Annotated in this window: 16 protein-coding genes; 12 read left to right on the top strand and 4 right to left on the bottom strand. The window is 51.8% G+C overall.

The features are described from left to right. Window positions 1–12 precede the first annotated feature (12 nt). The 12 genes from CIK99_RS04870 to CIK99_RS04815 all read left to right on the top strand — a co-directional run bounded on the left by CIK99_RS04870 (window position 13) and on the right by CIK99_RS04815 (window position 15,149). The gene (locus CIK99_RS04870; protein ID WP_094380347.1) at window positions 13–474 is read left to right on the top strand and encodes an FtsL-like putative cell division protein; all 462 of its coding nucleotides are present in this window, start codon (window positions 13–15) and stop codon (window positions 472–474) included. After that, window positions 471–2,624: a penicillin-binding protein gene (locus tag CIK99_RS04865; RefSeq protein WP_094380345.1), complete on the top strand. Its 2,154-nt coding sequence runs from the start codon at window positions 471–473 to the stop codon at window positions 2,622–2,624. The genes CIK99_RS04870 and CIK99_RS04865 overlap by 4 nt, the downstream gene beginning before the upstream one ends. Window positions 2,625–2,647: 23 nt before the next feature. After that, complete coding sequence (locus CIK99_RS04860; protein ID WP_094380343.1) at window positions 2,648–4,099, top strand: UDP-N-acetylmuramoyl-L-alanyl-D-glutamate--2,6-diaminopimelate ligase; 1,452 nt, start codon at window positions 2,648–2,650, stop codon at window positions 4,097–4,099. Window positions 4,100–4,283: 184 nt separating this feature from the next. Beyond that, on the top strand, window positions 4,284–5,555 hold the full coding sequence (mraY, locus tag CIK99_RS04855) for a phospho-N-acetylmuramoyl-pentapeptide-transferase (protein ID WP_094380341.1): 1,272 nt from the start codon (window positions 4,284–4,286) through the stop codon (window positions 5,553–5,555). Window positions 5,556–5,681: 126 nt separating this feature from the next. After that, window positions 5,682–7,013 carry a UDP-N-acetylmuramoyl-L-alanine--D-glutamate ligase gene (gene murD, locus CIK99_RS04850; protein WP_094380338.1) on the top strand — a complete coding sequence of 444 codons (1,332 nt, stop codon included), beginning with the start codon at window positions 5,682–5,684 and terminating at the stop codon, window positions 7,011–7,013. A gap of 58 nt (window positions 7,014–7,071) precedes the next feature. Beyond that, window positions 7,072–8,331 carry an FtsW/RodA/SpoVE family cell cycle protein gene (locus CIK99_RS04845; protein ID WP_094380336.1) on the top strand — a complete coding sequence of 420 codons (1,260 nt, stop codon included), beginning with the start codon at window positions 7,072–7,074 and terminating at the stop codon, window positions 8,329–8,331. A gap of 78 nt (window positions 8,332–8,409) precedes the next feature. After that, on the top strand, window positions 8,410–9,540 hold the full coding sequence (gene murG, locus CIK99_RS04840) for an undecaprenyldiphospho-muramoylpentapeptide beta-N-acetylglucosaminyltransferase (protein ID WP_094380334.1): 1,131 nt from the start codon (window positions 8,410–8,412) through the stop codon (window positions 9,538–9,540). Between the two features lie 26 nt (window positions 9,541–9,566). Beyond that, entirely contained in the window at window positions 9,567–10,943 is a 1,377-nt protein-coding gene (murC, locus tag CIK99_RS04835; protein WP_094380331.1) for a UDP-N-acetylmuramate--L-alanine ligase, read from the top strand. A 49-nt stretch (window positions 10,944–10,992) separates the two neighbouring features. Beyond that, on the top strand, window positions 10,993–11,751 hold the full coding sequence (locus CIK99_RS04830) for a cell division protein FtsQ/DivIB (RefSeq protein WP_094380329.1): 759 nt from the start codon (window positions 10,993–10,995) through the stop codon (window positions 11,749–11,751). Window positions 11,752–11,757: 6 nt separating this feature from the next. Further along, complete coding sequence (ftsA, locus tag CIK99_RS04825; RefSeq protein WP_094380327.1) at window positions 11,758–13,224, top strand: cell division protein FtsA; 1,467 nt, start codon at window positions 11,758–11,760, stop codon at window positions 13,222–13,224. 54 nt (window positions 13,225–13,278) lie between these two features. Continuing rightward, window positions 13,279–14,607, top strand: a complete 1,329-nt coding sequence (gene ftsZ, locus CIK99_RS04820; protein ID WP_094380325.1) for a cell division protein FtsZ — start codon at window positions 13,279–13,281, stop codon at window positions 14,605–14,607. Between the two features lie 92 nt (window positions 14,608–14,699). Next, window positions 14,700–15,149, top strand: a complete 450-nt coding sequence (locus CIK99_RS04815; RefSeq protein ID WP_094380323.1) for a GatB/YqeY domain-containing protein — start codon at window positions 14,700–14,702, stop codon at window positions 15,147–15,149. 615 nt (window positions 15,150–15,764) lie between these two features. Here the strand turns inward: CIK99_RS04815 and CIK99_RS04810 are convergent. From CIK99_RS04810 to sufD, 4 genes are all read right to left on the bottom strand, one after another. Continuing rightward, window positions 15,765–16,964, bottom strand: coding sequence for an L-serine ammonia-lyase (locus CIK99_RS04810; RefSeq protein ID WP_094380321.1), 1,200 nt, complete (start codon window positions 16,962–16,964; stop codon window positions 15,765–15,767). A 138-nt stretch (window positions 16,965–17,102) separates the two neighbouring features. Further along, window positions 17,103–17,711: a ribonuclease HII gene (locus CIK99_RS04805; RefSeq protein WP_094380319.1), complete on the bottom strand. Its 609-nt coding sequence runs from the start codon at window positions 17,709–17,711 to the stop codon at window positions 17,103–17,105. Then, window positions 17,705–18,925: a cysteine desulfurase gene (locus tag CIK99_RS04800; protein ID WP_094380317.1), complete on the bottom strand. Its 1,221-nt coding sequence runs from the start codon at window positions 18,923–18,925 to the stop codon at window positions 17,705–17,707. Before CIK99_RS04800 ends, CIK99_RS04805 begins: the two co-directional genes overlap by 7 nt. A 19-nt stretch (window positions 18,926–18,944) precedes the next feature. Beyond that, window positions 18,945–20,282 (bottom strand): Fe-S cluster assembly protein SufD, encoded by a 1,338-nt coding sequence (gene sufD, locus CIK99_RS04795; protein WP_094380315.1) that lies wholly within the window; start codon window positions 20,280–20,282, stop codon window positions 18,945–18,947. Between the last annotated feature and the right edge of the window lie 5 nt (window positions 20,283–20,287).

Raw genomic sequence — 20,287 nt, 5'->3', positions numbered from 1 at the left:
AGGAAAAAAGACATGATCGACAAAGAAGAAGAAAAAAAGACAGCTGAGAACAAAAGCGACAACATAAAAGCCGTCAAAGAGGGAAAACGTCCTACATCGACGCTCGACATGCTCCGTCAGAGTGTGAGCGAGGAAGACGACGTCCCCATATCGTCTCTGACGCTGAAGACCATTCTTGGAGGCGACATACTCACCAGTACTATCATCAGCCGACAAGCTGGAGTTATATTGCTCGGAGTGGTTTTCGTCATCATCTATGTAGCATTCCGATATCAGTGTCAACGCGACATCATTACGATAAACAAGATGGAGACGACGCTGAAGGATGCCAAATACAAGGCGCTCTCCAGTTCGAGTACACTCACCGAGCGATGCCGTGAGAGTCACGTATTAGAACAGCTTAGGGACAACAAGGACAGCCTTTTGAAGGCATCCGACCAGCCACCATATATAATAAACGTACCCGAGAAATGAGCAAGTTTGAAAGAGAGAAAGTGATGCCCCGCTACTTTTCTATAGCGGTAGCATTGGCGATACTTGGCGTTGCCATCATCGGTAAGACGCTTTATATAATGACGGCCGAGAAAGAGTACTGGACCGAGGTGGCATCGAGGCTGAAACGCGACAGCGTAGAAGTAAAGCCCAACCGCGGCAATATCCTCAGCTGCGACGGACAGCTGATGGCAAGCAGCATACCTGAGTTCAAGATGTACATGGACTTCCTTGCTGGAGGAGAGCAGAAGGACTCGTTGCTGACAGTGAAAATGGACAGCATCTGTATGGGTCTGAACGCTATCTTTCCATCGAAGAGCGCCGAAGAGTTCAGGAAACACATGGAAGAGGGACGTAAACGAAAATCACGTCATTGGGCAATATGGCCCAAACGCGTTGACTACGACATATTCACTAAGGTGAAGAGTCTGCCCGTGTTTAACCTTTCGATATACAAGGGTGGTTTCTATTACGATGAATTCAACGCTCGCCGCCGCCCGTTCGGCTCATTAGCCAAGCGTACGGTTGGCGACATGTTCGGAGCCAAAGACACGGCACGTTGCGGACTCGAACTCTCCTACGACTCCATCCTCCGCGGCACAAGCGGCATCACCCAGCGCCGCAAGGTGTTCAACAAGTGGCTTAACATTCCTGTCACTCCTCCTACAGACGGATGCGACATCGTGACAACGATTGACGTGGGCATACAGGACCTTGCCGAGCGCGCATTGATAGAGGAGCTTAAGGACCCGCAGGTTCACGGCGATGCCGGAGTGGTGATAGTGATGGACGTGCCAACAGGCGACATAAAGGCGATGGTCAACATGACGAAGTGTGCCGACGGCGAATACCGCGAGATAAAGAACCTTGCCGTTAGCAACCTTCTCGAGCCCGGCTCAGTGTTTAAGACCGCTTCTATCATGGTGGCACTCGACGATGGCGTCGTTGACACTACATACAAGGTGGATACTGGTTGCGGAGTATGGAACATGTATGGCCGTGACATGAAAGACCATAACTGGCGGCGCGGAGGCTATCAGGTCATCTCCCTGCCACGCTCGCTTGAGGTGAGTTCGAACATCGGAGTAAGTCGCATCATCGACGACCACTACCACTCCAAGCCGGAGAAATTTGTGGAAGGAATACGGCGCATAGGCCTTGCCAGCGACCTTCACCTGCCCATAGCGGGCTCCACGCCTCCTCGCATACGTATGCCTAAGAAGAACGAGCGCGGACAATATCTCAACTGGAGCAAAACCGCATTAGCGTGGATGAGCATTGGCTACGAGACCCAAATTCCGCCCATCTCGACCGTCACGTTCTATAACGCCATCGCCAACAACGGCAAAATGATGCGTCCGCGATTTGTGAAGAAGGTGATGAAAAACGGCGAGGTGATAAAGGAGTTTAAGCCGGAAGTCATCAAGGATAAAATATGTAAAGAGAAGACCTTGAAAGAGATGCAAACGATACTCGAACATGTGGTAAGCCAAGGACTGGGAAAGAAAGCCGGTTCGAAGTCGTTCAAGGTGGCAGGAAAGACCGGAACGGCACAGGTGTCGCAAGGTGCAGGAGGCTACAAAAGCGGCGTAACCCACTATCTGCTGAGCTTTGCGGGATTCTTCCCCGCCGACGCGCCGATGTACAGCTGCATCGTATGCATCCAGAAGAGCGGTTTGCCTGCCTCTGGCGGCGGCATGAGCGGTAAGGTGTTCCACGACGTGGCTGAAGGCATCATGGCACGCCACCTAAAGCTCAGCGTTGAGGACGCTCGCGACACAGCGTCGGTATTCATCCCCGACGTGAAACACGGCAACCTCATTGCAGCCACCTACGTTCTCGACCACCTTGGCATCAAGAACAACTCGCAATGGAGCGGTTCCTACGCCAACGGCAACCCAATATGGGGAGAAGCCACGCGCCAAGCCACCCAGGTGGAGGTGAAGCAAGTGAAGACTCCTCGGAACATTGTCCCTGACGTGAGAGGCATGGGCGCCCGCGACGCCGTCTATCTTCTCGAAAGCCGTGGCATAAAGACGGCCATCCATGGCTGCGGCAAGGTGAGCGAACAGAGCGTTGCACCAGGCTCCACGGTAAAGCTCGGACAACTCTGCGTGTTAACAATGAAATAAATGACAAAAACAAATATTGAGACATGAAACTGAACGAAATTCTAAGCAAAGTGACTCCTCTCGACATTCGAGGCAATGCCGAAGTAGAAATAACGGGAGTGAACATCGACTCACGCCGCATAGAGAAAGGACACCTGTTTGTGGCCATCAAGGGCACACAGGTGGACGGACATTCGTTCATTCAGAAAGCTATCGACCTCGGTGCCGCGGCTATACTGTGTGAATACTTGCCCGAGACGCTATCAGAAGGTGTGACATATGTTGTTGTTGATTCATCAGAGGCGGCTGTAGGTCCTGTGGCGACGATGTATTACGGCGATCCCACATCGAAGCTGAAGCTCGTGGGTGTCACCGGCACCAATGGCAAGACAACCGTCGCCACCTTATTATATAATATGTTCAGGAAGTTTGGACATCACTGCGGATTGCTCTCCACGGTGTGCAACTATATAGAAGGTGAGGCGATACCGGCCGACCATACCACGCCCGATCCCATCAAGCTCAACCGTCTTCTCTCTGAGATGGTGGCTCGCGGATGCGAGTATGCATTCATGGAGTGTTCGAGCCACGCCATCGCCCAGAAGCGCATCGGCGGTCTGAAGTTTGCTGGCGGTCTGTTTACCAACCTCACCCGCGACCATCTCGATTACCACAAGACATTCGAGAACTATCGCGACGCGAAGAAGGCCTTCTTCGACATGCTACCCAAGGACGCCTTCGCCATAACCAATGCTGACGACAAGAACGGCATGGTGATGGTACAGAACACGAAGGCCTCCGTGAAGACATATTCCACTCGCACGCTTGCCGACTTCAAGGCACGTATCATAGAGTGCCATTTCGAAGGTATGTACCTCGACATCGACGGTCACGAGGTTGGCGTCCAGTTCATCGGCAAGTTTAATGTCAGCAACCTCCTCGCCGTATATGGTGCTGCCGTGATGTTAGGCAAGAAGCCGGAGGACATCCTCGTCATTCTCAGCACGTTGAAAAGTGTCAGCGGCCGTCTGGAACCCATACGCTCTCCCGAGGGATATACGGCCATCGTCGATTATGCCCACACGCCCGACGCACTTGAGAACGTGCTCAACGCCATCCACGAGGTGCTCGACGGCAAGGGTAACGTCATAACCATATGCGGTGCCGGCGGCAACCGCGACAAAGGCAAGCGTCCCCTCATGGCGCAGGAAGCCGTGAAACAGAGCGACCGTGTCATCATCACGAGCGACAATCCACGCTTCGAGGAGCCTCAAGACATCATCAATGACATGCTGGCGGGTCTCAACGCACAACAGATGAAGAAAGTGGTGAGCATTGCCGACCGTCGGGAGGCTATCCGCACAGCCTGTATGATGGCACAGAAGGGCGACGTCATTCTCATCGCCGGCAAGGGGCACGAGGACTATCAGGAGATAAAAGGAGTAAAGCACCACTTCGACGACCGCGAGGAAGTGAGAAAGGTGTTTGCACAATAGCCTTTTTGAACAACTCTAATTGCGACAACAAAGAAGCAACAAAACAGCTATCTCGACAACAGAGAAGCAAATATACCACTAATACGGCAGCAGGTAAACAACAATACCGTTATTACAACAACAGCGAAATAAAGATTTCGTTGACGCGATAACAAACAAATAATAATAGTGAGACAATAAAGACATGTTATACTATCTGTTCAGATTCCTCGACCAGTTTGGCATCACAGGAGCGCATATCTGGTCATACATATCGTTTCGCTCGCTTTTGGCGCTCATCCTCTCGCTGATCATCTCGGCATGGTTTGGCGAGAAGTTTATCAAGTATATGAAGCGGCGCAACATCTCTGAGGTGCAGCGCGACGCGAGCATCGACCCCTTTGGTGTGGAGAAGAAAGGCGTGCCCACGATGGGCGGCATCATCATCATCATCGCCATCCTTGTCCCTGCGATCCTTCTTGGACGTATGCGCAACATCTATCTCATACTGATGATCGTCACGACGGCATGGCTCGGTTTTCTTGGTTTCCTCGACGACTACATAAAGATCTTCCGTCGCAACAAGGAGGGGCTGAAGGGAAAATACAAGATTGTGGGCCAGGTGTCGATAGGCCTTATCGTGGGCTTGGTGCTATATTTCAGTCCCGATGCCGTCATCCGCGAAAACACATCGGTGGAGCGTCACAACCAGGAACTGGTGGTAAAGCATAAGAGCAAGGCAGAGAAGTCGTTGAAGACCACCATCCCGTTTATCAAGAACCACAATCTCGACTACTCTGAAATCATGGCTTTCTGCGGGAAATACAAAGAGGAGGCAGGCTGGATATTGTTTGTTCTGATGACCATCATCGTCGTCACTGCAGTGTCAAACGGTGCCAACCTCAATGACGGCATGGACGGCATGTGTGCCGGCAACTCGGCAATAATAGGCGTAGCGTTGGGCATCTTGGCTTACGTGTCGTCGCATATCGAGTATGCGTCATACCTTAACATCATGTATATCCCTGGCTCTGAGGAACTTGTGGTATTCATCTGTGCCTTTGTCGGAGCGATGATAGGATTCCTATGGTATAACGCCTATCCCGCACAAGTGTTTATGGGCGACACTGGTTCGCTCACCATCGGCGGTATCATTGGCGTGTGTGCCATCATCATCCACAAGGAGCTGATGCTGCCTATACTCTGCGGAATATTCTTTGTCGAGAGCCTCAGCGTCATCATACAGACACAGTGGTTCAAGTTCGAGAAACGTAAGGGTCGCAGGGTGAGGGTATTCCGCGCCACACCAATCCATGACAATTTCCGCAAGCTTGACTCTCAGCTGGATGCCACGAGTACATACATACTAAAGAAATGGCCTCATCGTCCGTTCCATGAGTCTAAAATCACCATCCGCTTCTGGATCGTGACCATCATCCTTGCGGCTTTGGCTATAATAACATTGAAGATAAGGTAGATCCGAAGATTCTAGATAATCCAGGAGATCTGGAAAGTCCGGAGATTCCGGGGAACCCGGAAAGTCAGGAAAGTCAGGGAACCCGGATATGAAAAAAATAAACTTGAAAAAGATAAAAAAGAAACTATGAAGAGAATAGTTATACTAGGAGCCGCAGAGAGCGGCGCGGGAGCTGCAGTATTAGCAAAGAAAGAAGGCTTCGACGTGTTTGTGTCAGACATGTCGGCTATCAAGGACAAATATAAGAAGCAACTCGACAGTCACAACATAGAATGGGAGGAAGGACAACATACAGAGGAGAAGATCCTCAATGCCGACGAGGTGATAAAAAGCCCCGGCATCCCCGATACTGCGCCAATGATACGAAAGATTAAGGAAAAGGGGATACACATCATCAGCGAGATAGAATTTGCCGGACGATATACTGACTCGAAGATGATCTGTATCACGGGCAGCAACGGCAAGACCACCACCACGTCGCTCATCTACCACATCTTCAAGGAGGCAGGTTACGACGCTGGTCTGGCGGGTAACATCGGCAACTCGCTTGCCCTTCAGGTGGCAGAAGACCCACACGAATACTACATCATCGAACTCAGCTCGTTCCAGCTTGACAACATGTACGACTTCCGTGCCGACATCGCCATCCTGCTCAACATCACCCCCGACCACCTCGACCGCTACGACAACTGCATGCAGAACTATGTGGATTCGAAGATGCGCATCATACAGAACCAGACCGGCAACGACGCATTCATATATTGGAACGATGACCCAATCATAAAACGTGAGTTGGAGAAGTACGATATCAAGTCGGTAAAGTATCCATTCTCAGAACTGAAGGAAAAAGGCTCTATAGGATATATAGAAGAGGGCGAATACGTAATCGAGACACCCGTGCCTTTTAATATGGAACAGGAGGATATGAGCCTTACGGGCAAGCATAATATCTACAACAGCCTCGCCGCTGGCATAGCGTCAGACATCTCGGGTATCAAAAACGAGGTGATACGTAAGAGCCTCGGAGATTTCCCTGGCGTGGAACACCGTCTAGAAAAGGTTGCCACCATCAGGGGCGTGCATTACGTTAATGATTCTAAGGCCACCAATGTGGATGCTTGCTGGTATGCGCTCGAAAGCATGAACACCAAGGTGGTGCTCATCATCGGCGGCAAGGACAAGGGCAACGACTACAACGCCATCACCGAACTGGTGAAGGAAAAGTGCAGGGCTCTCGTGTATCTCGGTGCCGACAACACCAAGCTTCACAACTTCTTCGACGGCTTCGGTATCCCAGTGCGCGACACCCATTCCATGGCCGACTGCGTGAAGGCGTGCTACGAACTGGCTGAGGAGGGCGATACTGTGCTGCTCAGTCCATGTTGCGCCAGCTTCGATCTCTTCAAGAACATGGAAGACCGCGGCGAACAGTTTAAGTCGTTCGTGAGGAGTCTATAAGGCTCGGTCACGACATGATGTTCCTCAAAAAAGAAACGAAAAAAAGAGAAGTAGTTAGATGTCAAAAAAGAAATTAATAGGAAAACTTTTCGGTGGCGACAAGGTCATCTGGATAGTGTTTTTTATGCTCTGCATAATAAGCATTGTCGAGGTGTTCAGTGCCTCAAGCACCCTTACGTTCAACAAAAGTAGCTTCTTCTCGCCCATCTTCAAGCATGCCGGCACCATCTTTATGGGAATAGTATTTGCCGTTGTGGTGGGAATGATCCCATGCCGGTATTTCAAGCTGTTCACGCCGTTCATGATATTCATCTCGGTATTCACGCTCTTCTGGGTGCTGGTGGCGGGCGAGACCATCAACGGTGCCAACCGCGTGATAGGAGTAGGCGGACTAACGTTCCAGCCGTCGGAGATAGCTAAGGGGACGATGGTGCTCGCCACGGCACAGATTCTGTCGGCCATGCAGACCGACCGTGGTATCACGGACAAGAAGGCGATGCGCTACATACTCATCCCGCTCATTCCCTTCGCCGCACTCATAGGCAAAGAAAACCTTTCAACTGCAGGACTTTTGTGTATCGTAATCTTCCTCATGATGTTCATCGGCCGTGTGCCGTTAAAGCAGTTGGGCAAACTGATGGCAGTAGTCACTATTCCCGTCGCCCTCTTGGTGGGCATCGTCATGCTACGCAGTACAGACGAGCCAAAGGAAGATGACAGCAATCTCACCAAGACCGAGACAATGGACCTAACGCAGAAGGCGCCGATCACCAGGCTTCAACGCACGGGCACGTGGAAGGGACGCATACGCAAGTTCCTCAATCCCAAGACTGACGACCCTAAGGAATACGACCTCGACAAAGACGCGCAAGTCGCGCACGCGAATATCGCCATCGTGTCGAGCAATATCATCGGCAAGGGACCGGGCAACTCCGAGGAACGCGACTTCCTCTCACAGGCTTTCTCTGACTTCATCTATGCCATCATCATCGAGGAGATGGGCATCATAGGCTCGTCGCTCGTGGTGTTTCTATATATCGTACTGCTCTTCCGCACCGCACGCATAGCCAACCGGTGCGAGAACAACTTCCCGGCGTTTCTCGCCATGGGCATCGCACTGCTCTTTGTGGTTCAGGCTACGTTCAACATGATGGTGGCGGTAGGATTGGCGCCCGTCACCGGACAGCCTCTGCCGCTGATAAGCAAGGGTGGAACGTCATGTATCATCAACGGAGCGTATATAGGCATTCTGCTCAGCGTCAGCCGTTCGGCGAAAAAACGACTTGAAAATGCCGTAAATGTCAAGCAATTGACTTAAAATGGAAAAAAAATCCCTTCACTGGGGCTATATCCGACAAAAAATTTGTAATTTTGCACATTAAAACATAACACGAATATGAGTGAGAGCATAAAAGTCATCATCAGCGGAGGAGGAACGGGAGGGCATATCTTCCCAGCTGTCTCCATTGCCAACGCCATCAAGGCCGCAAGACCAGATGCGAAGATCCTCTTTGTGGGCGCCAAGGGACGAATGGAGATGCAAAGAGTGCCACAGGCAGGATACGAGATCAAGGGATTGCCCGTAAGAGGTCTCATCCGTCCGCTGTGGTCGCCGAAGAATGTAGGCGTAGCCATCGACTATATCAAGAGTCTGATGATGGTGAAGAAGATTGTGCGCGAGTTCAACCCAGACGTGGCAGTGGGAGTAGGCGGATATGCCAGCGGCGCTACCCTCGATGCTGCAGCCTCCATGGGCATCCCCTGTCTGATACAGGAGCAAAACTCCTACGCCGGTGTCACCAACAAGCACTTGGCTAAAAAAGCGTCGGCAGTGTGCGTGGCTTACGACGGCATGGAGCGTTTCTTTCCCGCCGAGAAGATTATCAAAACGGGCAATCCTGTGAGACAGAATCTCATCGACACAGCCATCAGCCACGAGGATGCCGTGCGAAGCTTCGGCTTCGACCCGGAGAAGAAGACCGTACTCTTCGTCGGCGGTAGCCTTGGCGCACGCACAATCAACGAGAGCATCCTACGCCGCCTCGACACTGTGCGCAACTCTGACGTGCAGATAATATGGCAGACGGGTAAATACTACAACGCGAAGATTCGTGAACAGATTGACACCATGGAGCCCATCCCCAACCTTCTCGTCACCGACTTCATCAGCGACATGGGAAAGGCTTACAAGGCTGCCGACCTCGTCATCAGCCGTGCTGGAGCAAGCAGCATCTCAGAGTTCTGCCTCCTTGGCAAGCCAGTCATCCTCGTGCCTTCGCCCAATGTGGCTGAAGACCACCAGACGAAAAACGCCATGGCGCTCGTTAACCGCCAGGCTGCCATGATAATGAAAGACGCCGTTGCTCCAAACGAACTGCTCGACCTCGCCCTCGAGACCGTGGCCAGTCCAGGTAAGCTCAAGAGCCTCTGCCTCAACATCAAGAAGCTCGCCCTGCCCGACTCGGCTGAGATCATTGCCCGCGAGGTGCTCAAGCTGGCAGGAAAAGACATCGGTGACAACAGATAACATGACACAGACAAACACTTACGACAATGGATATTAAAGACATAAATGCAGTATATTTCATCGGAGTAGGAGGAATAGGCATGAGCGCAATAGCACGCTACTTCCTCAGCAAAGGCGTCGTCGTGGCAGGCTACGACAAGACTCCCACGCCTCTTACCCACCAACTGGAGAAGGAGGGCATACTCATCCACTACGAGGAGAATATCGACGAGATTCCCCACGTATGCAAGAGCCCGGAGAAATGCCTTGTGGTATATACTCCAGCCATTCCCGCCGACCATAAGGAACTCGTTTTCTTCCGCGAACACAACTTCAACATCAGAAAGCGTGCACAGGTGCTCGGAGCACTCACCCGCACCCATAAGGGACTTTGCGTGGCTGGCACTCACGGCAAAACCACAACATCCACCATCTGCGCACATATCCTCCACCAGAGCCATATAGACTGCAACGCCTTCCTCGGAGGCATCTCAAAGAACTACGGCACAAACTATATTCTTTCAAAAAGCGACTATGTGGTGATAGAAGCCGACGAGTTTGACCGCTCTTTCCATTGGCTACGCCCGTGGATTAGCGTGATCACCTCCACCGACCCCGACCATCTCGACATCTACGGCTCCAAAGAGGCTTATCTCGACAGTTTCCGCCACTACTCCACGCTCATCCAGCCTGGAGGAGCACTCATAATAAGAAAAGGACTGGAGATGCAGGAAGAACTGCAAGATGGCGTGACAAGATACGAATACAGCCGAGATGAGGGCGACTTCCATGCCGAGAACATCGTCATCGCCAACGGCGAGATCACGTTCGACTTCATCTCCCCGATAGAGTGTGTCAAGGGCGTGAAACTCGGACAGCCGATCCCGATCAACATAGAAAACAGCGTGGGGGCAATGGCAATGGCACAGTTGGCGGGATGCACTGCTGAGGAGCTTAAGTACGGCATCATGTCTTATGGTGGCGTTGACCGCCGCTTTGACTTCAAGATCAAAACGCCTCGCCTCGTCTTCCTCAGCGACTATGCCCACCATCCACAGGAGATATACCAAAGCGCAAAGAGCATCAGGGAACTGTATCGCGACAAGAAGATCACCGCCATCTTCCAACCGCATCTCTACACCCGCACACGCGACTTCTACCGCGACTTCGCCAATAGCCTCAGCCTGCTCGACGAAGTGGTACTCTGCGACATCTATCCTGCACGCGAGGAACCAATCCCCGGCATCACATCACGCCTCATCTACGACAATCTCAAGGAGGGCGTCGGCAAGGTGATGATAGCAAAAGACGAGGTGCTCGACTATGTCAAAAACAACGATTTCGAGGTGCTCGTCGTGCTCGGAGCAGGCGACCTCGACAACTACGTACCGCAAATCACAAAGATCCTGCTCGAAAGAGCTTAATGAAAAAACATAACACTCCAACATCATCAATCAGTCACACACAGGACACATGAACTGGAAAAAGGTCATTCTCATCATCTTAGACACAGTCTTGGCAGTCTATCTGCTGTTTGCCGTCACCTCATTCAACAGGCTCGACGACAAGGCCATCGTGTGTTCACAAGTGAAGATTGAGATCAAGGACGACGTTGTCAATGGCTTCCTCAACGCCGACGAGATAAAACGTCTCCTCGTGCGGCAAAACGCCTACCCGCTAGCAAAGCCCATGGCTGACATCGACGTCAGACACATCGAGGAAGTGCTCAAGACCAACTCATTCATTAGCGATGCGCAGAGCTACAAGACACAGAGCGGTTTTGTTATTATCTCGCTCGCTCAGCGCACACCAGTGCTACATATCAAAGCCGACACTGGCGACGACTACTACATCGACAGCAAAGGCGGATATATGGCCAACATGAAGTACTGCTCAGACATCATCGTCGCCACCGGCAACATCAACCGCCGCTACGCAAGCAAGGTGCTTGCCAAAGTGGGCAACGCCATCCTCGCCGACAAGTTCTGGCAAAACCAGATAGAACAGCTCCACGTGTTGGCAGACGGCACCATCGAGATGGCTCCACGCGTGGGCGAACATATAGTCTATCTCGGGCAACCCGTTGACATTGGCAAGAAACTGCACCGGCTGGAGATGTTCTACCGATACGGACTCAGCCAGGCGGGATGGAACAAATACTCGCACATCAACATGGCTTTCGACAACCAGATAATTTGCAAAAAGAAAAAACAAAATAACAGTTCAATATAACGTAAGATGGCAACAAAGGAATTTATCGTAGCAATAGAACTTGGATCATCTAAGGTGACAGGTATCGCAGGACAGAAGAACCTCGACGGTAGCATCAACGTGCTCGCCGTGGTAAAGGAGGAGTCGTCATCATTCATCCGCAAGGGCGTGGTTTACAACATCGACAAGACCGCCCTCTGCATATCAAACATAGTAAAAAAACTTACAAACCAGCTCAAGACAGAGATCACTCGCGTCTATGTGGGTGTGGGAGGACAGTCTATTCGCAGCGTGAGGAATGTCATCACTAAGGAACTTCCCGCCGACACAAAGGTCACCGAACAGATGGTCATCGACCTCATGGACGCCAACAACACCATAAAATATCCCGACCAAGAGATACTCGACGTGGCCATACAGGAATACAAGGTCGATGCACAATATCAGACCGACCCCGTAGGCATACAATGCACACATCTCGAAGGCAACTTCCTCAACATACTGCAACGCAACACTTTCTACAAGAACCTTAACAAGTGTTTCGAGAACGCTGGAGTCAACGTGGCACAGATGTATATCTCGCCCATTGCTCTGGCCGACAGCGTGCTCACCGAGACCGAGAAGCGCTCTGGTTGCGCCTTGGTTGACATCGGCGCTGACACAACCACGGTGAGCGTCTATAACAAGAACATCTTGCGACATCTTGCAGTCATTCCTCTTGGCAGCCACAACATCACCAAGGACATAGCATCGCTACAGATAGAGGAAAGCGAAGCTGAGAAGATGAAGCTGAAGTATGGCTGCGCCTATACCGACAACAACGAGATCGACAACAACCTCAAACTGCCCATCGACGGCGACCGCGAGGTTGACAGCCGTAAGTTTATCGAGATCGTGGAAGGCCGACTCGAGGAAATCATCGAGAACGTGTGGAACCAGATTCCTTCCGACTACTACGAGAAACTCCTCCTCGGCGGCATCATCCTCACTGGTGGCGGATCAAATATCAAGAACATCGAGAAGGCGTTCTACAACTACACTCACCTCGACAAGATACGCGTAGCGAAGTTTGTAAACCACACCATCAAATCGACCAACGCCGACATCAATGCCAAAAACGGCATGATGAACACCCTACTCGGACTGCTCATCAAGGGCGACCAAAACTGCGCCGGCGTGGAGGTGGATCCCACCAACCTCTTTGACACGGCATCTGCAACCTCGCTAAATGGTCCCATCAGCCTCTCACAACGCGCTGACACCGCCAAAAAACCGGGCGTCGTACCTACCGAAGCCGAGAAGCGAAAAGCCGAGGAAGAAGCACAGCGCAAGCGCGAGGAAGAGGAGCGCAGGCGTGAGGAAGAAGAGGCTGAACGCAAGCGCAAGGAGGAGGAAGAGGCTAAGCGCATAGCTGAGGAGAAACGCCGCAACAGTCCGCTCAACAAGGCCATCAGATGGTTTAAGAAGGTGGCTTCAGACATGGCAGAAGAATAAGGCGGCGAAGGGAGTTGTAAGTATTTTAACAAACCATATTTATTTTCGACAGATATGACAGACAATAATATACCCATGGTTGACTTCGGGTCACCAGAGAAAGAACATAGCATCATAAAGGTCATCGGCGTTGGCGGAGGCGGTGGTAATGCCGTCAATCACATGTATAGAGAAGGTATCCACGACGTTACTTTCGTACTCTGCAACACCGACGCACAGGCTCTCAACGACTCGCCTGTGCCCGTCCACCTACAGCTCGGCAAAGAGGGACTCGGAGCCGGCAACAAGCCCGAGAAAGCTCGCGTAGCAGCCGAGGAGAGCATCGACGACATCAAGCGCATGCTCAACGACGGCACACGCATGACATTTATCACAGCCGGCATGGGCGGTGGCACCGGCACAGGAGCCGCTCCGGTCATTGCACGCGTGTCAAAGGAGATGGACATACTCACCGTCGGCATCGTCACCATACCGTTCCGCTTCGAGGGCGACCGCAAGATAGACCAAGCTCTCGACGGCGTGGAACAGATGTCAAAAAATGTAGATGCCCTGCTCGTGATAAACAACGAGCGTCTGCGCGAGATCTATCCAGAACTGACCGTGCTCGACGCCTTCGGCAAGGCTGACGACACGCTTAGCATAGCCGCAAAGAGCATCGCCGAGATTATTACCGTCCACGGACTCATCAACCTCGACTTCAATGACGTGAAGACCGTGCTAAAAGACGGAGGAGTGGCCATCATGTCCACGGGTTACGGCGAAGGCGAAGGACGCGTAAAGAAGGCAATCGACGACGCTCTCAACTCGCCCCTGCTCAATGACAACAACGTGTTTAAGTCGAAGAAGATCCTGCTCAACATCTCGTTCTGCGGCAACAAAGACTCGAAAGACGGACTGCTCATGGAGGAGATGAACGACGTCAACGACTTCATGGCTAAGTTTGGCGACTTCGAGATAAAATGGGGTATCGCCACCGATCCCGAACTGGGCAAGAAGGTGAAGGTGACCATTCTTGCCACTGGCTTCGGCATAGAGAACGTAGATGGCATGCACGGGCATATCAAGCGCCACACCCAAGAGGAAGCTAACCGCATCGCCGAGGAACAGGAGCGCGCCGCCGAACGTCAGGAGCGCCGCAACCAATACTATGGCAACGAGGGCAACAACAAGAAGTACAAGCGCCGTCCACACATCTACCTCTTCCATCCCGAAGACCTCGACAACGACAATGTCATAGCCAAGGTTGAGGACACGCCTACATACAAGCGCACAAAGGAGATTCTCGAGAGTATCAACAGCCTCTCAAACATCAAAGTGACGGCTCCTGAACTTGTAGTGGAAGAGCTCCATGAAGGCTCGCCCGGCACCATCAAATTCCTTTAACGAGTATCGTCGGAGAAGAAAATTTTACGAAAAGAGATTTACTTCTTCAACTTGAAAAGACTTATAATATCAACAAAAAAAATACACAATACATCATGTTATTCGACCAAGTAAGCAAAGATATAGTTGCCGCCATGAAGGCAAAAGACAAGGTTCGTCTTGAGGCCTTGCGCAACATTAAAAAAGTATTTATCGAGGCAAAGACTGCACCTGGAGCCAACGACACTCTCGACAATGCAGTCGCCCTGAAGATTCTGCAGAAATTAGCCAAGCAAGGCAACGACTCCGCTGCCCTCTACAAGAGCCAGAACCGCGCCGACCTCGCCGAGGCGGAATTAGCACAGGTAGCGGTGATCGAAAGCTATCTCCCAAAACCTCTCAGCCTTGAGGAGATCGAAACTACAGTAAAGGACATCATCTCCCAAACTGGTGCCACAAGCATTAAGGATATAGGAAAGGTGATGGGAGCATCCAACAAACAACTCGCTGGCAGAGCAGACGGGAAAACCATCTCAGACATCGTGAAGAAACTTCTCGCATAACACTCAACCGGGGTAAGGCATCGTCCTTAGTCCTTACCCCGATATTTTTTATATCACCCACACCACCCATTTATTTTCATGAATGACACAACGCAAAACACGTATCATGTATCAGCTTGATTTCAGACTGGATAAAATTTCTCTAACTGGAGAAATTTATTTACGTAGTTAGAGAGATATTACGGGACAGTTAGATAGAGTATAAAATACTTTGTGTATTATAAATAATAATAACGGCGAATAACTAATTACTAAAAGATTTGTAGGATTGGAATTTAAGTTGTACATCCTGCATTGTTAAAAAAAATCTGAAGCGCGAACCGTGATTCGGATACACAAGGGAGAGACAATTTTTCTGTGGCGAGCAGGAAGCCTAAGACGGTTTGCCACGCAATGTTTAACCATTAATAATTCTTAGTTATGGCAATTAAACTTTAGGCAACAGAGCAAATGCTCAAGTTAGGAACAAAATATTGGCAGTATTCGTACGGTCAGGGTTATGGTCATGACAATGCACGCAGATGTTGATTGCTACAACGATCGCAGATGACCGACGGCAATTCGACGGTCATCGACGGAATACGACGGTATTCGATATCGTTATTATCGTTACGGTCAGAAACTGGTGGCTAGGCCGCCTTCGCTGGTTTCCTTATAGAGCGATGGGAGATCGTGACCGGTCTGCTTCATCACGTTGATAACCTTGTCGAACGAGACACGATGGATGCCATCAGAGAAAGAGGCATAGATATTGCTGTCGAGAGCGCGGGCTGCAGCAAAGGCATTACGCTCGATACAGGGAATCTGGACTAGTCCACACACGGGATCGCAGGTCATGCCAAGATGATGCTCAAGCCCCATCTCGGCGGCATATTCTATCTGCGACGGACTGCCACCAAAGAGCTGACAGGCTGCGGCTGACGCCATGGCACACGCCACTCCTACCTCACCCTGACAACCCACGTCGGCACCGGAGATGGAAGCATTGGTCTTAGCAACATTGCCCACAATGCCTGCAGTGGCGATGGAGTGGAGAATCTTCTCGTCGCTGAAGTTATGTCCCTTAGACAAATGGTAAAGCACGGCTGGAAGCACTCCACACGAGCCACAGGTGGGAGCGGTGACGATGGTGCCGCCCGAGGCGTTCTCCTCGCTCACGGCAAGGGCATAGGAATAGACCAAGCCTCGCGTCTGAAGGTTGCGCTGATAGCCCGATGCCTTGACATAATATGTAGAGGCCTTACGGGGCAGATTGAGCGGTCCTGGGAGTCGTCCCTCGGTGTTGATGCCTCGTTCCACAGCAGCCTTCATGGCATTCCACACTTCGAGTAGATAATCCCAGATGCCTTCGTCTTCCGACAGATCAACATATTCCCAATAGCTGCGTCCGTTGTCGTAACACCATTGCATGATGTCGGTCATGGTAGACATGGAATAGACGTCGGGGCTATCCATCGAATTAGAGTTTTCGCCTTCGGACAGTGCTCCGCCGCCGATGCTGAAGACGGTCCAGTCGTCGATGGTAGAGCCTGTAGCGTCTCGTGCCACGAAGCACATGCCGTTGGGATGGTACGGAAGGAAGACCGTGGGTTTCCAAACGATTTCCACGGGTGCGAGAGGTTGCAGCACGTCGATGATGGCCACGTCGGTCTGGTGACCTTTACCTGTGGCTGCAAGACTGCCGTAGAGTGTCACTTCAAACGAGTGTGCTGATCCGTTGCGTGAGGCGAACATGCGTGCAGCTTGCTGTGGTCCCATGGTGTGACTACTCGACGGACCTTTGCCTATTCTATATAGTTCTCTTAGGGATTTCATAATATTATGTCTTTAGTTGAAATTATTCTAATTATCAGGGGAGAGTTATGAGGGGAAGTTATGAAGTACTAAATGTTAAGCGTAGAAATGTATTAGCCCATTATTACTCCCCATCTTAAGTTTCCATTTTACTCCCCATCATTCCTCAAACTCAAACTCCAACTGCGTATCGCCAAGGAGATTAAATGTGCGGCGATGATATGGTGTAGCGCCAAACTGGCGGATGGCATCGCGATGTTTCTTGGTGGGATAGCCCTTGTTGCCTTTCCAGTCGTATTGCGGATACTCTTCGGCGAGACGTTTCATATAGTCGTCGCGGTAGGTCTTGGCAAGAATGCTGGCAGCGGCTATGGAGAGATACTTGCCGTCGCCTTTCACGATGGTGACGCTAGGCAGAGAGCCGTAAGGCTTGAAGCGGTTGCCATCGACGATGACAGCCTCGGGACGTGTCGTCAGCTGGTCGAGGGCGCGATGCATGGCGAGAATAGAGGCATTGAGGATGTTTATCTCATCGATTTCCTCTGGTGTGACCACACCCACCGCCCACGCCACAGCGTCGCGCTCTATGGTGTCGCGGAGGACATAGCGCCTCTTCTCGCTGAGCTGTTTAGAATCGTTGAGGTCGGCGTTGACATAGTTTGGCGGGAGGATGACGGCGGCAGCAAATACCGCTCCAGCGAGGCATCCCCGTCCTGCCTCGTCGCAGCCCGCCTCTATCAAACCAGTATGATAGTTGTTTATCAGCATGCGAACATCTTGCTTACACGACTGATGCCTTCGGCAAGGGCATTAATCTCTTCTGTGGTGTTGTATAGGGCAAAGGAGGCACGCACGGTGCCGAGGATGCCGAGACGGTCCATGAGTGGCTGGGCGCAATGGTGGCCTGTACGTACGGCGATACCGAGGCGGTCGAGAAGAGTGCCGAGGTCAAGATGATGGATGTCGCCCACGAGAAACGACACGACGGCATCCTTGCCTTCCACGGTGCCGAAGAGTCGCATACCGTCGATTTCGGCGAGGCGTTTCATGCAGAAGTCGGTGAGTTGTCGCTCGTGGAGTGCAATGTTGTCCATGCCAAGTGAGTCGAGATAGTTGATGGCGGTAGCTAGGCCGTGGGTGGCCACATAGTCGGGTGTGCCTGCCTCAAACTTAAATGGGAGGCGTTCGAAGGTGGTCTTCTCGAAGTTGACGCTCTCAATCATCTCGCCCCCTCCCTGGTATGGCGGCAGACGGTCGAGCCACTCTTCCTTTCCGTAGAGCACACCTACGCCCGTGGGGCCATACATCTTGTGTCCGCTGAAGACGAAGAAGTCGCAGCCGAGTGCCTGCATATCGACTTTAAAATGAGGTGTTGACTGTGCTCCGTCGATCATCACCGGCACGTTGTGCGAATGGGCTATGCTGACAATGTCGGTAATGGGGTTGACGGTACCGAGGACATTGCTGACGTGAGCTATGCTGACGAGTCGGGTGCGGGAGTTGAACAACTGGCTATATGCCTCGATGTCGAGCCTGCCGCTATCGTCCATTGGCACCACGCGAAGCACTATGCCGCGCTTGGCTGCCTGCAACTGCCAGGGTACTATATTAGAGTGGTGTTCCATGACAGAGACGATGACCTCGTCGCCCTCTTGCATGAAAGCGTCGGTAAACGACGATGCCACGAGGTTAAGTCCTTCGGTGGTGCCGCGTGTGAAGATGATCTCCGACGTTGAGCGTGCGTTGATGAAACGCCTGACGGTCTCGCGTGCCGCCTCGTGCAGATCAGTGGCCTGCTGTGAGAGATAATGCACTCCACGGTGGACGTTGGCGTTGACGTTGAGATACTCGTCGCGCATGGCGTCAATTACACATAGAGGTTTCTGCGTGGTGGCGGCATTGTCGAGATATACGAGCGGCTTGTCATATACCGTTCTCGACAGTATTGGGAAATCGTTTCTAATCTTCTGAATATCAAGCATGGTCGTATGTGGTTTTATCCTACTTGCATAACTTACATCCCTCGCACTTGCTGAGTTCGCCGCGGAAGCGTTTCTCGACGAGATGATGCAGTCGGTCGCGCAGCGGTTCGAGCTTAATGGTGTCGATGACTTCGTTGATGAATGCAAACTCCAGTAGCAGCTTCGCCTCCTGTTCGGAGATGCCTCGCTGTCGCATGTAGAACATGGCGGCATCGTTGAGCTGACCTACCGTGGAGCCATGACTGCACTTCACGTCGTCGGCATAGATCTCGAGCATGGGTTGTGTAAACATGCGTGACTCTCGTGTGGCACAGATGTTCTGGTTGCGTTCCTCCGACGTGGTCTTCTGCGCTCCGTGGCGCACCAGCACGCGTCCGGCGAAAGCGCCTGTAGCCTTGCCGTCGAGCACATATTTGTAGAGTTCCTTGCTGTCGCAATATGGTGCCTTGTGGTCGATGAGCGTATTATTGTCCACCACCTGAGTTTTGTCGGCAATGGCGCATCCGTTGAGCACGCACTCAGCTCCCTCGCCGCTAAGGGTGAGGTCGGTACGATTACGTGTGACGCCGTTGTGGAGCGTGATGACGTTGTGGTTGACGCGGCTGTCGGCATCCTGATTGATATAGAGGTTGCTGACGCGCACACTCTTCTCGTGTGTCTCTTCAAGGCAGTAGAGGTCGAGCGAGGCATTGTGTCCCACGTGCGCCTCGATGACTTGTGTGGCAAGGAAGTGGCGGTCATCGGCGGCATGGTCGCAAAAGAGAAGTTTTATCTCCGACCCTTCCTCGACGATGATGAGGACACGCCTGTTTACCATGAGGTCAACATCCGAACGAAGGATGTTGATCACCTGTATGGTACGTTCGACGGCGACGCCTTTGGGCACATAGACCAGAAGTCCGTCTTGTGCGAGCATGGTATTGAGGGCGGTGATGCCATCGTCGGCAGTCTTTGCCAACTGAGCATAGTATTTCGCCACGAGCTGTGGCTGTCGCTGTGCCTCTTCCCTTAGCGAACCGATGACGACACCCTCTGGTAGCTGTGCCTTGGGCGTGGCCTTGGAGAAGAAGGAGTCATTGACAACGAAATAGAGCGACGTGCTTAGGTTGGGCACATCGCAGTGAAAGGCGTCGTATGGGTTAACGGGGATATTGAGCCGGTTGAGGTTGAGTCCATAGTTGGGTTCGAAGAGACGCTGCATATCGGTATATTTGTATCTCTCCACTTTCTTCGACGGTATGCCTAACCGCTTGAAATTCTCGTATGCCTCGTCGCGCACGGCGTTCATCACGTCGGCACTGTGCTCACGTATCATGTCACGGCGCTGGTCGTATAATTCTGTATATTGATTCTCCATCGGAT

It is taken from the genome of Prevotella sp. P5-92 (genome assembly GCF_002251245.1).
In the GTDB taxonomy this organism is placed as follows: domain Bacteria; phylum Bacteroidota; class Bacteroidia; order Bacteroidales; family Bacteroidaceae; genus Prevotella.
Note: the sequence above shows the minus strand (reverse complement) of the source record. Positions and strands in the feature narration are given on the sequence as shown.